This window comes from Microbacterium telephonicum, from assembly GCF_003651225.1.
GTDB classification, from domain to species: domain Bacteria; phylum Actinomycetota; class Actinomycetes; order Actinomycetales; family Microbacteriaceae; genus Microbacterium; species Microbacterium telephonicum.
This window is the reverse complement of the sequence record NZ_RCDB01000002.1, coordinates 96,998-110,756: the sequence shown is the minus strand read 5'-3', so window position 1 is coordinate 110,756 and position 13,759 is coordinate 96,998. Positions and strand designations below refer to the sequence as shown.

Here is a 13,759-nt window from a genome sequence, read left to right as displayed (position 1 = left end):
GCGTTCTCCTCGGTGGTCGTGTCGTACCGCACGGCGGATGCCGGTGCGGCGGGGTGCGGGACCGCGCTCATGCGACGGCCCGCAGGGCTTCGGCGGGACTCAGTCGCGCGGCACGCCAGCCGCCGAAGGCTCCGGCGACGAGGCCCGCGGCGACGGCGAGCACGAGCGCGATCAGCACGATCCACAGCGACAGCGGGGCGTGCAGCACGATGTCGGTGCCGGTCTGCGCGAGGTCGCCGAAGCCGCCTCCGCCCATCCCGCCGGGGCCGCCTTCGCCACCGCCGCGCATGCCCTCGCCCATCGTCGTGGCCGGGGCGGACGAGATCGTCGGCGCGATGAGGTTCACGACCCAGACACCGACGACACCGAGCACGACGCCCAGGGCGCCGCCGATGAGCGCCTGCACGACCGACTCGCCGGCGACCTGACCCACGACGCGCCGGTTGGACCAACCGATCGCCTTCAGGGTGCCCAACTCCCGCGTGCGGCGCGAGATACCGGAGATCGTGAACAGCACGGCGAGGGCGACCGCGACGGCGAGCACGATGATCGACAGCCAGGTGCCGAGGCTCGTGATGAGGGAGCTCGCGCTGGAGAGCGACCCCGACACCGTCGAGGCCAGGTCGGACTGCGAGCTGACGGTGGCGTCCGGCAGCTCCGTCTCGAGCGAGGCCTGCACCGCGGTGATCGCATCCGACGAGCTCGCCTGCACGTAGACGGTGGAGACCACGTCACCGGCGCCCGAGATCTCCTGGGCGACGTCGAGCGGGATGTACACGTTCGCGGCGGTGTCGGCATCCGACGAGGTCGACGACACGATGCCCACGACCTCGACGCTCTGTCCGCCGACGTCGATCGTGTCGCCGACGGCCAGTTCGGCGCTCGCGGCGTACGACGCGTCGAGCACGGCGACGTACGCACCGGCATCGGCCTCGTCGAGCGCGCGGCCGTCGGTCACCTCGACCGACGACATCGGTCCGACGGCGCTCTGCGCGGGATCGATGCCGAGCACGGTGAACGAGTCGACGTCGAACGAGCCGCCGCCGAAGCCGCCGCCCCCGCCCTGCGCCTGTCCGTCGGACGGCGGCATGGCGCCCGCGTCGGAGTCGGTACCGTCGGTGCCGTCGGTGCCGTCGGTCGTGGCGCCGTCGTCGGGGCGCTGCGGCAGCTCCCCCGAGAACGTCGTGTTCGTCAGGCTCAGGGCCCCGGATGCCGCGGCGACCCCGTCGACGGCCGTCACGGTGTCGAGGGTCGAGGCGTCCAGCGTGCCACGCCGGAAGTCGGTCATCAGCCGCGACTGGCTGAGCGAGGTGGTGCCGTCGTCGGAGGTCTGTCCGCCGTCCTGGCCGAACTCGAACTGCGGGCCGCCGCCCTGGCCCCCGGCCTCGCCGGGCTCGGCCTGCGCACCCGTCACGGTGAGGTCGGTGCCGACGCCGTAGACCGAGGAGAGGGCCTCGGACTGCGCGTCGCGCACTCCCGCCGACAACGCGTTGACGACGATGACGAGCGCGATCGCGATCGCCAGTCCGACGGCGACGATCACCGTCTGCTTGGTGCGCCCCGACAGTTCGCGGCGCAGATATGTCCAGTACATGGGTCTGTGGGTCTCCTTCTCGGGCGCAGCGCGCCGCAACAGTGCCGACGGTACGTACGGCCCTCATGCGCCCTCGATGCGGAGGTTGTGAACGGCGTATGAGACGGCATCCGCGGTTCATAGGATTCGGGCGCGCAGGCCATAGGCGACGCATAGGTAAGTGAGCACAATGGAAGACATGAGCGCACCCGCACCCCTCCACCGCCCCGACGGCTCCGCCCTGCGCGTTCTGGTCGTCGACGACGAGCAGATGCTCACCGACCTGCTGTCGATGGCGCTGCGGATGGAGGGCTGGGAGGTGCGCACCGCCGGTTCCGGTTTCGAGGCGCTCAGCGAGACGCGGGAGTTCGACCCCGATGCGCTCGTGCTCGACATCATGATGCCCGACCTCGACGGCATGGCCGTGCTGCAGCGCCTGCGCCAGTCGGGCAACGACGTGCCCGTGCTCTTCCTCACCGCGAAGGATGCCGTCGCCGACCGTGTCGCCGGGCTCACCGCCGGCGGCGACGACTACGTGACCAAGCCGTTCAGCCTCGAAGAGGTCGTGGCGCGCCTGCGCGGTCTCATGCGCCGTGCCGGCACCGCGACCGCCGGCGGCGCCGACCCGATCCTGCGCGTGGGCGACCTGAGCCTCAACGAGGACTCCCACGAGGTCGAGCGCGCCGGCGACGAGATCGAGCTGACGGCGACCGAGTTCGAGCTGCTGCGCTTCCTCATGCGCAACCAGCGTCGCGTCGTCTCGAAGGCGCAGATCCTCGACCGCGTGTGGAACTACGACTTCGGCGGCCGCTCCAGCGTCGTCGAGCTGTACATCTCGTACCTGCGCAAGAAGATCGACGCCGGCCGCGACGAGCCCCTCATCCACACCGTGCGCGGCGTCGGCTACATGATCAAAGCGCCGCAGTGATGACGGCGGCGACCGAGCCGGCATCGGCGACGCCGCAGCCGCGTCGTCCCCGGGTGCGCTGGAGCCTGCAGACCCGGCTGATGACAGCGATCATCGGCATGGTGGCGCTCATCCTGGCGGCGGCGGCGTTCGCCACCAGCGCGATCCTCGGCGGCATCCTGCAGCAGGATCTCGACAACTCGCTGCGCGAGCCCACCACCACGGCGGCCCAGCAGCTGGCCCATCCCTTCCCGCCGACGGCGACCACGCCGACGGCCGTCGAGGTGCTCGACGCGACGCGCACCGAGCCCGGATTCCTCTTCCTCTATCGCGGGCAGGAGGGGCTCGACGGCGCCTACGTCGACCAGCAGAACGAGGTGCACGCGCTCACACCGGCACAGCTGTCCGAGCTGAGCTCCCTGACCACGCGCGACGCGTTCACCACCGTCGACATCGACGGGCTCGGCGCTTACCGGCTCGGCTTCTACAACGCGGGCGGCACGTTCGTCGTCGGCGGACTGCCGCTGACGAAGGTCAGCGCCACGATCACGCAGATCATCTCGACGACGCTGCTCGTGACCCTCGCCGGGCTCATGGCCCTCGCCGGGGCGATCGCGCTCATCATCCGCCGGTCGCTGCGACCGCTGCGCGCCGTCGCCGACACCGCGACGCGGGTCGCCGCGATCCCGCTCGCCGAGGGCGCCGTCTCGATCACCGAGCGCGTGCCGGATGCCGACACCGACGACCACACCGAGATCGGGCGCGTCGGTCTGGCGCTGAACACCCTCCTCGACCACGTGGACACGTCACTGGCCGCCCGTCAGCGCAACGAGGACCGGATGCGGGCGTTCGTCGCCGATGCGAGCCACGAGCTGCGCACGCCGCTCGCCTCGATCCGCGGGTACTCCGAGCTGTCGCTGCGCGGCATCCGGCAGCAGCGCGAGCGCGCGGGCGGTGCGGACGGCGCGGGTGGCGCAGCGCGTGTGGTCGACCCGGTCGCCGAGGTCACCCAGTCGTCGCTGGAGCGCATCCAGGCCCAGTCGCTGCGGATGACGACCCTCGTCGAGGATCTGCTGCTGCTGGCGCGGCTCGACGAGGGCACCGAGCTCGTGTACGGCGCCGTCGACCTCACCCGGCTCTCGATCGACGCGGTCGCCGACGCGCAGGTCGCCGGTCCCGACCACGAGTGGGAGCTCGCCGTGGGCGACGATCCCGTCGTCGTCGCCGGCGATACCGGACGCCTGCAGCAGGTGGCTGTGAACCTGCTCGCCAACGCGCGCGTGCACACGCCCGCCGGAACCCACGTGACCGCGAGCGTCGGCGTGGAGGACGGCGCCGCCGTGCTGCGCGTGCACGACGACGGCCCCGGCATCGATCCCGACGTCGCGGACGTGCTGTTCGAGCGCTTCGCCCGTGCGGACTCGTCGCGCGCCCGCAAGACCGGCGGCACGGGCCTCGGGCTGTCGATCGTGAAGGCGATCGTCGACGCCCACCACGGCACGATCACCGTCGACAGCGAGCCCGGCTCGACCACCTTCACGGTGCGGCTCCCCGCCCGCCCCCACGCCCCGGAGGCGTGAGGCGCTGCGGCGTGTCACACGAGTGGTGGGTGCGGGGGCTTCGGCGGCGCTGTTCGCGTGACACGGTCGGCATCCGTGTCACGCGAGTGGTCGGTGCGGATGCCGGTGGCCGACCGTTCGTGTGACATGCGGGTGGCCGCCATGCGGAGTCCGCGCTCCGGCTGCGCGCTCAGCATCCGTGTCACGCGAACGGCCCGTGCAGAGACGCAGGGACGGCCGCTCGTGTGACATCCGCCGCATCCGTGTCACACGACGGCCGGTAAGGATGCCGGCGGGCAGCGGTTTGTGTGACATGCCCGCGGGAGTCCGCGCTCCGACTGCGCGCTCAGCACGCGTGTCACGCGAACGGCGGGTGCGGATGCCGGGAGCCGGCCGTTCGTGTGACATGCACGGCGGCCGTGTCACACGAACAGTCGACCCAAGACGCGGCCGGCTCAGTACCCCGAGAACGCGTCGGTCGTGAGGGAGCGGGCCTTCTCGAGGGCTGGGGCGAGGTCGGCGATCAGTCCAGGCGGGCCGGAGATGTAGGCGTGGCGCGAGCCGATGTCGGGGACGACCTCGAGCAGGCCGTCGGCGTCGAGGCGCACCCCCTTCGCCCAGTGCCAGCCGCGCGGCAGCGCCGACGGGGCGTTGCGGGTGAACACGATGACGGGGATACCGGCCGCCTCGAGATCGTCGCGGAAGGCGAGCTCCTCGGCGTCGCCGGCGACGTAGACGAAGACGACGTCGCGATCCTGGCCCGCCAGGCGCAGATGGCGCAGCTGCGAGACGAACGGCGTCACGCCGATACCGGCCGCGACCATGAGCACGGGGGCGGTCTTCGAGGCGGGCAGCACGAAGTCGCCCCACACACCGGTCACCGACAGCCGCTCCCCCGGCTCCACGAGTGCGAGCGCCTTCTTGTAGCTGGACTGCGACCCCTCCCGGAGCGCGATCTTCACCGTCGGCAGCTCTTCGGGCGCCGAGACGATCGAGAACTCGCGGCGCGTGCCGCGCGCGTCGGGATGCGGATGCGGCACTTCGAGCTCGAGGTACTGCCCGGCGGTGAACCGGAACCCACGCTCGGCGCGGAACACGAGTTCTCGCACCGTCGGGGTGAGCACGAGGCGGTCCTCGAAGCGCAGCCTCACCGCGGTGCGGATCGTGAAGGCGAAGGCCACGAGGTTGCCGATCAGCAGCGCCCGCTCCTGACCGAGGCTGATCGCGCCGAGGTCGATCGGCCAGCCGGCCAGCACGCCGACGACGGCGGCGACGGTGAACTGCTGCCAGCGGCGGGGCGGCAGCGTGAGCGGCTCGGAGAGCATGAACGCCCCCAGGAACAGGAACGGCGACGACCACAGCAGCTGCCAGAACACCTGACCGGAGTCGAGTTCGAGGCCCGCCGCCTGCGTCTGCACCGAGACGCGCAGGAACGACACGGCCACCGCGATCACGAGGAACACCGCGATCACGCGCACCTTCTCGGTGCGCATCAGCACGATCAGGCCCGTGATGATCACGGGCGCCGCGAGCGCCGGCGCGCCGACCCACCAGGCCGAGTAGCCGAGGTCGGGCAGCCAGATGCCGAGGATCGTGACGGCGGCGGCGCCGACGGCGGCCGGGTTGAAGACATGCCTTCCCTGCCAGGCGAGCAGGTACTTCGATGCGGAGGCGACGATCCCGCCGATCGCGGCGCCGACGAGGCCCCACGGCTCCAGTGTCGGACGCAGCACGAACAGCAGGATCAGCGCCGTGATCAGCGAGGACTCCCAGCGCCACTGCCGCCCCAGCAGCCGGTGCGCGACGACATCCGTCGCGGCGCACGCGGCGCTGAGCACGGCCGCGGTGGCCAGCAGCTCGAGCGGTGTCGGCGCGACGAGGCCCCCGAGCGAGAGCAGCAGCGCGACGACGCCCAAGGCGGCGAGGGCGAACACGACGAGCCGGTACATCGAGAACCGGCCCAGCACGGCGTAGACACGGTTCCAGACGGCCGTGAGAGATGACATCACGTCTCCAACGTTAGGTGCGGATGAACAGGTCGGCGTCGCAGCCCGGCGACCATTCGAGGCGTCCGTCGGTGCTCAACCGCACCCACGAGGCTCCTCGGCGGTGCGCGGCCTCGGCTCCGCCGTCGAAGAAGAGGGCGGTGGCGAGACCGTCGGCGGTGAACGCGTCGTCGGCGCGCACCCAGGTCGCCGCGATCGTGCGCACCGGCTGACCGGTGCGCGCGTCGAGCACGTGGTGCAGTCCGTCGCCCCACGCCCGACGGTCGACGGCCGAGGCGCACAGGGCTCCGGAGGAGACCTCCCACACCCCGATCGCCCGCGAGTGGTCGAACGGATGCTGCAGCGCGACGCGCTCGGGCGGGGCTGCGGCGTCGAGGCGCACGGCGAGGTCGCCGCCGGCATCCACGACGACGTCACCGGGCACGGCAGCGCCGATCACGGCGAGGACGCGGTCGACGAGGCGCCCCTTGCCGAGGGCGCCGACGTCGACGACGGCGGGCGCGGCGAGGCGCAGCGTGGCGCCCTGCCAGGTGAGCACGGCGCGCCAGTCGGCGGGCGCGGGCTCGGCGCCGCGGTCGACGAGCGAGTAGGCCGCGTCGTAGCCGCGTCGGGCGAGCGCGCCGCCGACGAGCGGGTTCACCGCTCCCCCGGTGGCGTGAGACAGTTCGGCGTACCGGTCGAGCATCAGCGCCGCGTCGACGGGGGCCGCGACCTCACCACCCGCGGCCAGTGCGGTCACCGTCGAGTCGGGCCGGAACCGCGACCACGCCCGGTCGAACGCGTCGATCTCGGCGGCCACCGCCGCCCGCACGTCGGCGGGCAGCGGCGCGGCGGTGTCGATGCGCCACACCGTGCCGATCGCGTCGAAGCCCCAGACCGAGCGTCCGTCGGAGGCTCTGGCCGACGCGACGCGATCGCCGGCGGGCATCAGGCGGCCGCTTCGGCCTTGATCTCCTCGAGCGCCGCGTTGAAGCCGCCGCTCGTGAGCGAGGAGCCCGCGACACGCGACACGGACAGGTCGTCGATGTTCTGGCCCACGACCTCGTCGGAGATGCCGCCGATGAACTGCGACTGGTACTGCTCCGACTCCCGCTTCTGCGGGTCGCCGGTCACCTCGACGGCCGTGACGACGTCGCCCTCGAGGGTGATCGTGACGCTGATCGTCTCGACCGACTCGGGCGTCTGGTAGGAGCCCTCGGCCGTGTAGGTGCCGTCGGCGTAGGCGCCGGCGGCATCCGCACCCGCCGAGCCGGTCGACCCCGTCTCCTCGGCGGAAGGGGTCGAGGCGGTGGTCTCCTCGGCGACGGGGGTCTCCGCCGCGGTGCCTCCGGCGGCGCAGCCGGCGAGGGCGGCGATGCCGAGCACGGATGCCACGGCGGCGCCGGCGCGGACGGGACGGGGTACGGCGATGGTGCGGATCATGACGGTCCTCCTGTTGTCGCGCCCACCCGGGCGGGGGCTTCCTCCACGCTAACCCGGCCGCCCTCGGCGCCACCCGGCGGCGACCTATGCGTTCACATTGAATCCGCACGGCCGTCGCGCCGGCGCACCGCCTTGAGCACTTCGACGACGAGGAAGATCGCGATCGACAGGCCGATCGGCAGCAGCCAGTCCTGCGCCGCGAGCGGACGCGAGTCGAAGAGCGTGTTCATGAAGGGGACGTAGGTGTAGATCAGCTGCAGCACGACCAGCGCCGCGATCGACCACCACACGACGCGGTTGCCGCGCAGCACGTCGAGGGTGAGGCTCGACCGGCTCGAGAACCGGCAGTTCAGCAGGAACGCCGTCTGGCCGAGCGCGAGCATCGTTACCGCCTCGGTGCGGGCGTAATCGACGTCGTGCCCGGCGGCGATCACCCCGCCGAAGATGCCGAGCGTCGCCCCACCGATGAGCACGGACACCAGCAGCACGTACCCCAGTTCCCGCAGGGAGATGATCGACCCGCCCGTCCGCCGCGGCGGACGCGTCATGATGCCGGGCTCGGCGGGCTCGTACGCCAGGGCGAGGGAGAGGGTCACGGCGGTGACCATGTTCACCCACAGCACCTGCACCGGCGTCAGGGGCAGGGTCAGGCCGAACACGATCGCGACGAGGATGACGAGCGACTGCGCGCCGTTGGTCGGCAGCAGGAAGACGACCGACTTGCGCAGGTTGTCGTAGATGCGCCGCCCCTCGCGGATGGCGCTGCGGATGGTCGCGAAGTTGTCGTCGGCCAGCACGATCTCGGCGGCCTCCTTCGTCGCCTCGGTGCCCTTGATGCCCATCGCGACGCCGACGTCGGCGCGCGTGAGGGCGGGCGCGTCGTTGACACCGTCGCCGGTCATCGCGACCACCTCGTCGTGCGCCTGCAGGGCGCGCACGATGCGGATCTTGTGCTCGGGACTCGTGCGGGCGTACACATCGACGTCCTGCACGACCGCCTTCAGTTGCTCCTGGCTCATCGCCTCGAGCTCGGCACCGGTGAGCACGGCGGCGCCGTCGCCGACGATGCCCATCTCCCGCGCGATCGCCGTCGCGGTACCGGCGTGGTCTCCCGTGATCATTTTCACGCGGATGCCGGCGGTGTGGCAGTCGGCGATCGCCTCGATCGCCTCGGGCCGCGGCGGGTCGACGATGCCCCACAGCCCCAGGAACTCCAGGTCGACGAGGTCGTCGATCTCGACCTCGTCGGCACGCGTGGGCTTGCGTGCGGCGGCGAGGACCCGCAGCCCCTGGGCGCTGAGCTCGTCGATCGCGGCCTCCCAGAACGCACGGTCGACCGGCTCGGCGCCGGCGCCGCCGCGCTGGGTGAGCGCCCGGTCGAGCAGACGGTCGGGAGCGCCCTTCACGAGGATCACCCTGCTGCCGCCCGGGGCCTCGTCGAGGGTCGCCATGAACTTGTTCGCCGAGTCGAACGGCACGACGCCGATGCGTGCGGCGGGCTGCCCGGCCGCCCCGCCCTTCATCGCGACGACCTTCAGGGCCCCTTCGGTCGGCTCGCCGACGAGGCTCCAGCGGCCGGTGGCCGCATCCGGGACGATGTCGGCATCGTTGCAGAGGTCGGCGACGGCGAGCAGCGCCGCGAGATCGCGGCCGCCCGTCGGGGTGATCGCCCCCTCGGGGTCGTAGCCGAGGCCGTCGACGTCATAGCGGGCGACGGGGGTGACGATGCGCCGCACCGTCATCTCGTTCTTGGTGAGGGTGCCGGTCTTGTCGGAGCAGACCGACGTCACCGAGCCGAGCGTCTCGACGGCCGTGAGCTTGCGGGTGATGGCACGGCGCTTGGCCATCTGCTGCACGCCGATGGCGAGGGTGATCGTCACGAGCGCCGGAAGACCCTCCGGGATCGCGGCGACGGCGAAGCCGATGGTCGCCGAGATGAGCTCGGCGAACGGCATCCCGTGCCCGTACCGTCCGATCAGCAGCATCACGAGCGCCATCCCGAGGATGACGAGGGTGAGCACCTTGCCGAACGCGTCGAGCTGACGCGTCAGCGGTGTCTGCAGCGACCCCGCGTCGCCGACGAGGGTCTGGATGCGGCCGATCTCGGTGTGCGCGCCGGTGCCGGTGACGACGCCCTGTCCCTGGCCCGCCGACACGATGGTGCCGGAGAACGCCATCGACGCGCGATCGCCGACGCCGGCGGCCGCATCGACGGCGGTGGTCTGCTTCGACGCCGGAACCGACTCCCCCGTCAGCGCCGCCTCGTCGATGCGCAGCTGGTGCGCCTGTACCAGCCGCAGGTCGGCCGGCACCTTGTCGCCCGGCATGATGCGCACGAGGTCGCCCGGCACGAGCTCACGCGCGGGGATCGTCGCCCACGCGCCCGCGCGCCGCACGTACGCGTCGGCCGACAGCATCCCGCGGATGCCGGCGAGGGCCTTCTCGGCCCGTCCCTCCTGCACATAGCCGATGACGGCGTTGATGATCGTCACCGAGACGATCACCCAGAAGTCGAGCCAGTCGGCCATGACCGCCTTGATCACGGCGGACGCGAGCAGGATGAAGATCAGCGTGTCGTTGAAGTGCGACAGGAACCGCAGCCAGGCGGGCGTGCGCTTCGGCTCGGGCAGCTCGTTCGGGCCGACCGCGGCCAGTCGGGACGCCGCGTCCTCGGGATCCAGGCCCGCCTCGCCCGACCCCAGACGCGCGCGCACGTCATCCGGATCGAGGGCGTAGGGGGCGTCGAGGGACAGGTCTGTCGGTGCCGTGGACGCGGACATGCCCCGATCGTATCGACCGGGGCATGTGCGCTGAGAGATGACGGAGCGGGTTTATCCGGTCAGTCGACCTCGTCGGGGTGGGCGCTGACGCGGCCCGACCCGTCGCCCGGGTCGAGCGCGTCGATCGCCGACATCTCGGCGTCCGTGAGGGTGACGTCGAACACGTCGAGGTTCTCCTCGAGACGCTCGCGGCGCACCGACTTCGGGAAGACGATGTTGCCGTGCTGCAGGTGCCACGCGAGCACGATCTGCGCGGGCGTCTTGTCGTGCGCGTCGGCGGCCGCGGCGACGGGCTCGGCACCGAACAGGTCGTACTTGCCCTGCCCGAGCGGCCCCCAGGCCTCGATGCGGATCCCGTGTGCGGCGGCGAAGTCGGTGACCTCGCGCTGCTGGTAGGCGGGGTGCAGCTCGATCTGGTCCACGGCGGGGACCACGCCGGTGGCGGAGATGACGCGCTCGAGGTGCGGCACGAGGAAGTTCGACACACCGATCGAGCGGGTGAGGCCGCGCTCGCGGATGCCGATGAGCTTCTCCCAGGCGTGCAGGAAATTGTCGGCCTTCGGGGTGGGCCAGTGCACGAGGTACAGATCGACCTGGTCCAGGCCCAGCTTGCCGAGGCTCTCGGCGATGGCCGCGTCGGGCTCGTCGCCGTCGTGGCGGTCGTTCCAGAGCTTCGTCGTGACGAACAGGTCGCCGCGCGAGATGCCGCTCGCGGCGATCGCGGCGCCGACGCCTTCCTCGTTGCCGTAGATCGCGGCGGTGTCGATGTGGCGGTAGCCGACCTCGAGCGCCTCTTCGACGGCGCGCTGCGTGTCGGCCGGCGGCACCTTGAAGACGCCGTAGCCCAACTGCGGGATCGGGGTGCCGTCGTTCAGGGTGACGGTGGGGATGGTGGGGTTCTCAGCCATCCCTCCAGCCTAGAACTCCGGCGGGAGTGCGGCACCGTCCGGGCGGCGCCCGTCAGGCGGCGCCGTCGAACATGCTCGTGACCGAGCCGTCCTCGAACACCTCGTGGATGGCGCGGGCCAGCAGCGGCGCGATCGGCAGGATCGTCAGCCCCGGGAACTGCTTCTCGGCCGGCAGCGGCAGCGTGTCGGTGACCACGACCTCGTCGATCGCGGCATCCTGCAGCCGCTCGACGGCCGGGTCGCTGAAGACGGCGTGGGTGGCCGCGACGATGACGCGTTCGGCACCGTCGGCCTTGAGCGCCTGCGCGGCCTTCACGATCGTGCCGCCGGTGTCGATCATGTCGTCGACGAGGAGGCAGACGCGCCCCTCGACCTTTCCGACGATCTCGTTGACCGTGACCTGGTTGGCGACGTTCGGGTCGCGGCGCTTGTGGATGATCGCCAGCGGCGCGCCGAGCGAGTCGGACCACTGGTCGGCCACGCGCACGCGACCGGTGTCGGGCGAGACGACCGTCAGCTTCTCGCGGTCCTCGGCCGACAGCGTGTCCTGGAAGTGCTGCAGCAGCACCGGCTTGGCGAAGAGGTGGTCGACGGGGCCGTCGAAGAAACCCTGGATCTGCGCGGCGTGCAGGTCGACGCTCATCACGCGGTCGGCACCGGCGGTCTTGAACAGGTCTGCGACCAGACGTGCACTGATCGGCTCGCGCCCGCGCCCCTTCTTGTCCTGCCGCGAGTAGGGGTAGTACGGGGCGACGACGGTGATGCGCTTGGCGGACGCGCGCTTGGCGGCATCCAGCATGATCAGCAGCTCCATCATCCACTCGTTGACCGGCGGGCCGAAGGACTGGATGAGGAAGATGTCGCCGCCGCGCACCGAGATCTCGAAACGCGTCAGGATCTCGCCGGACGCGAACGTGCGGTGCTCGGTCGGGGCGAGCTCGGTGCCGAGCTCACGGGCGACGGCCGCGGCGAGCTCGGGGTGCGAGCTGCCCGACGCGACGATGAGCCGCTTCTTGGTCTTGACGACCAGCCCGGGGGCGATGCCGTCGTGGTCAGCCTTATTCTTGCGACCCATCGTCCGCTTTCTCTCCGGTGCGGGCCCGTGCGGCGGCCTCTGCCGCGGCGGTGCCCTGTCGGTTGTTCTCGACCCATCCCTCGACGTTGCGCTGAGGGGCGACGCTGAGGGCCAGCGCACCGGCGGGGACGTCCTTGCGGATGACGGCGCCGGCGCCGGTCTTGGCGCCATCTCCGATCCTAACGGGCGCGACGAAGACGTTGTGCGAGCCGGAGTGCACCTCGTCGCCGATCTCGGTGCGATGCTTGGCGACGTCGTCGTAATTCGCCGTGATCGCGCCCGCGCCGAGGTTGACGCCGCGGCCGATCGTCGTGTCGCCGATGTACGACAGGTGCGGCACCTTGCTGCCCTCGCCGATGACGGAGTTCTTGGTCTCGACGAACGTGCCGATCTTGCCGCCGGCGGCGAGCTGCGTGCCGGGGCGGAGGTAGGCGAACGGTCCGACGGTGGCCCCGGCGCCGACGACGGCGAGGGTCGCGTCGGTGCGACGGACGGTCGCACCCTCCCCCACCTCGCAGTCCACGAGCGACGTGTCGGGGCCGATCGTCGACCCCGCGGCGACCACGGTGGCACGCAGGATGTGGGTGTTGGGAAGCACGGTGACGTCGGGGGCGAGTTCGGCGGTGACGTCGATCCACGTCGTCGCGGGGTCCTGGATGCTGGCGCCGGCCAGCTGCCAGCGCCGCACGGTGCGCAGGTTCAGCAGGCGTCCCGCCTCGGCGAGCTGGGCGCGGTCGTTGACGCCGAGGGTGACGGTCACGTCGGCGACGACGGATGCCGCCACGGTGAGCGCGTCGCCGCGCAGCAGCGCGACGACGTCGGTGAGGTACTTCTCGCCCTGGGCGTTGGCGGTGCCGATGCGCACGAGCCGCTCGCGCAGCGGAGCAGCCTGGAACACGTACACGCCAGCGTTGATCTCGGTGACGGCCGCCTCTTCGGCGGTGGCGTCCTTCTGCTCGACGATGCGGGCCACGGTGCCGTCGGCCTCGCGCACGACACGGCCGTAGCCGTTCGGGTCGTCGACGACGGCCGACAGCAGGCTCGCGGCGGCGCCGGCGGCGCGGTGCGAGGCGATGAGCCCGTCCAGGGTGTCGTAGTCGAGCAGGGGGACGTCGCCGCTGAGCACGAGCACGTCGCCCGTGAAGTCGCCGAGGCGCTCCATCGCGACCTCGACGGCGCGGCCGGTGCCGGGGATCTCGTCCTGGTCGACGACGACGACCTCGGGCGAGATGCCGAGGACGGCATCCGCCACCTGGTCGCGCTCGTGGCGCACCACGACGAGCACGTGGGCGGGGGCGAGGTCGCGCGCGGTGTCGAGCACGTGCCCGACCAGCGGCCGCCCGCCGATGCGGTGCAGCACCTTGGGCAGCGCGGACTTCATCCGCGTGCCCTGCCCGGCGGCGAGGATGACGACGGCCAGGGATGTGTCGAGCGCGTTCTCGGTCATGCTCCGCCGCCAGGACTCGAACCTAGACCTCACAGCTCCAAAGGCTGTCGTGCTGCCATTACACCACGGCGGAATGCGCGCG

General features: G+C 71.7%; 10 protein-coding genes and 1 tRNA gene. 2 read left to right on the top strand and 9 right to left on the bottom strand.

What is annotated here, in order from left to right:
* Positions 1-67: 67 nt before the first annotated feature.
* Complete coding sequence (locus tag C7474_RS05485) at positions 68-1,594, bottom strand: ABC transporter permease (protein ID WP_121057995.1); 1,527 nt, start codon at positions 1,592-1,594, stop codon at positions 68-70.
* Between the two features lie 178 nt (positions 1,595-1,772).
* Between C7474_RS05485 and C7474_RS05480 the strand changes: the two genes are divergently transcribed.
* Together C7474_RS05480 and C7474_RS05475 are read left to right on the top strand one after the other, a co-directional pair.
* Positions 1,773-2,501, top strand: coding sequence for a response regulator transcription factor (locus C7474_RS05480; protein ID WP_121057994.1), 729 nt, complete (start codon positions 1,773-1,775; stop codon positions 2,499-2,501).
* The gene (locus tag C7474_RS05475) at positions 2,501-4,060 is read left to right on the top strand and encodes a sensor histidine kinase (protein WP_241965131.1); all 1,560 of its coding nucleotides are present in this window, start codon (positions 2,501-2,503) and stop codon (positions 4,058-4,060) included. The genes C7474_RS05480 and C7474_RS05475 overlap by 1 nt, the downstream gene beginning before the upstream one ends.
* Before the next feature lie 434 nt (positions 4,061-4,494).
* Here the strand turns inward: C7474_RS05475 and C7474_RS05470 are convergent, their stop codons facing one another.
* The 8 genes from C7474_RS05470 to C7474_RS05435 all read right to left on the bottom strand — a co-directional run bounded on the left by C7474_RS05470 (position 4,495) and on the right by C7474_RS05435 (position 13,750).
* Positions 4,495-6,045, bottom strand: coding sequence for an FAD-dependent oxidoreductase (locus C7474_RS05470; protein WP_121059241.1), 1,551 nt, complete (start codon positions 6,043-6,045; stop codon positions 4,495-4,497).
* 13 nt (positions 6,046-6,058) lie between these two features.
* Positions 6,059-6,973 (bottom strand): FAD:protein FMN transferase, encoded by a 915-nt coding sequence (locus C7474_RS05465; protein WP_121057993.1) that lies wholly within the window; start codon positions 6,971-6,973, stop codon positions 6,059-6,061.
* A complete protein-coding gene (locus tag C7474_RS05460; RefSeq protein ID WP_121057992.1) occupies positions 6,973-7,467 on the bottom strand; it encodes a hypothetical protein in 495 nt (164 codons plus the stop codon). The genes C7474_RS05465 and C7474_RS05460 overlap by 1 nt, the downstream gene beginning before the upstream one ends.
* A gap of 92 nt (positions 7,468-7,559) precedes the next feature.
* A complete protein-coding gene (locus C7474_RS05455; protein WP_121057991.1) occupies positions 7,560-10,247 on the bottom strand; it encodes an HAD-IC family P-type ATPase in 2,688 nt (895 codons plus the stop codon).
* 59 nt (positions 10,248-10,306) lie between these two features.
* Positions 10,307-11,155 carry an aldo/keto reductase gene (locus C7474_RS05450; RefSeq protein ID WP_121057990.1) on the bottom strand — a complete coding sequence of 283 codons (849 nt, stop codon included), beginning with the start codon at positions 11,153-11,155 and terminating at the stop codon, positions 10,307-10,309.
* A 52-nt stretch (positions 11,156-11,207) separates the two neighbouring features.
* The gene (locus C7474_RS05445) at positions 11,208-12,230 is read right to left on the bottom strand and encodes a ribose-phosphate diphosphokinase (RefSeq protein ID WP_121057989.1); all 1,023 of its coding nucleotides are present in this window, start codon (positions 12,228-12,230) and stop codon (positions 11,208-11,210) included.
* The gene (gene glmU / locus C7474_RS05440) at positions 12,214-13,677 is read right to left on the bottom strand and encodes a bifunctional UDP-N-acetylglucosamine diphosphorylase/glucosamine-1-phosphate N-acetyltransferase GlmU (protein WP_121057988.1); all 1,464 of its coding nucleotides are present in this window, start codon (positions 13,675-13,677) and stop codon (positions 12,214-12,216) included. The genes C7474_RS05445 and glmU overlap by 17 nt, the downstream gene beginning before the upstream one ends.
* Position 13,678: 1 nt before the next feature.
* Positions 13,679-13,750: transfer RNA gene (locus tag C7474_RS05435), tRNA-Gln, on the bottom strand.
* Positions 13,751-13,759 lie beyond the last annotated feature (9 nt).

Coding starts and splice junctions, on each gene's coding strand:
- C7474_RS05485 (WP_121057995.1), bottom strand. CDS start 1,594: ATGTACTGGACATATCTGCGCCGCGAACTGTCGGGGCGCACCAAGCAG.
- C7474_RS05480 (WP_121057994.1), top strand. CDS start 1,773: ATGAGCGCACCCGCACCCCTCCACCGCCCCGACGGCTCCGCCCTGCGC.
- C7474_RS05475 (WP_241965131.1), top strand. CDS start 2,501: ATGACGGCGGCGACCGAGCCGGCATCGGCGACGCCGCAGCCGCGTCGT.
- C7474_RS05470 (WP_121059241.1), bottom strand. CDS start 6,045: ATGTCATCTCTCACGGCCGTCTGGAACCGTGTCTACGCCGTGCTGGGC.
- C7474_RS05465 (WP_121057993.1), bottom strand. CDS start 6,973: ATGCCCGCCGGCGATCGCGTCGCGTCGGCCAGAGCCTCCGACGGACGC.
- C7474_RS05460 (WP_121057992.1), bottom strand. CDS start 7,467: ATGATCCGCACCATCGCCGTACCCCGTCCCGTCCGCGCCGGCGCCGCC.
- C7474_RS05455 (WP_121057991.1), bottom strand. CDS start 10,247: ATGTCCGCGTCCACGGCACCGACAGACCTGTCCCTCGACGCCCCCTAC.
- C7474_RS05450 (WP_121057990.1), bottom strand. CDS start 11,155: ATGGCTGAGAACCCCACCATCCCCACCGTCACCCTGAACGACGGCACC.
- C7474_RS05445 (WP_121057989.1), bottom strand. CDS start 12,230: ATGGGTCGCAAGAATAAGGCTGACCACGACGGCATCGCCCCCGGGCTG.
- glmU (WP_121057988.1), bottom strand. CDS start 13,677: ATGACCGAGAACGCGCTCGACACATCCCTGGCCGTCGTCATCCTCGCC.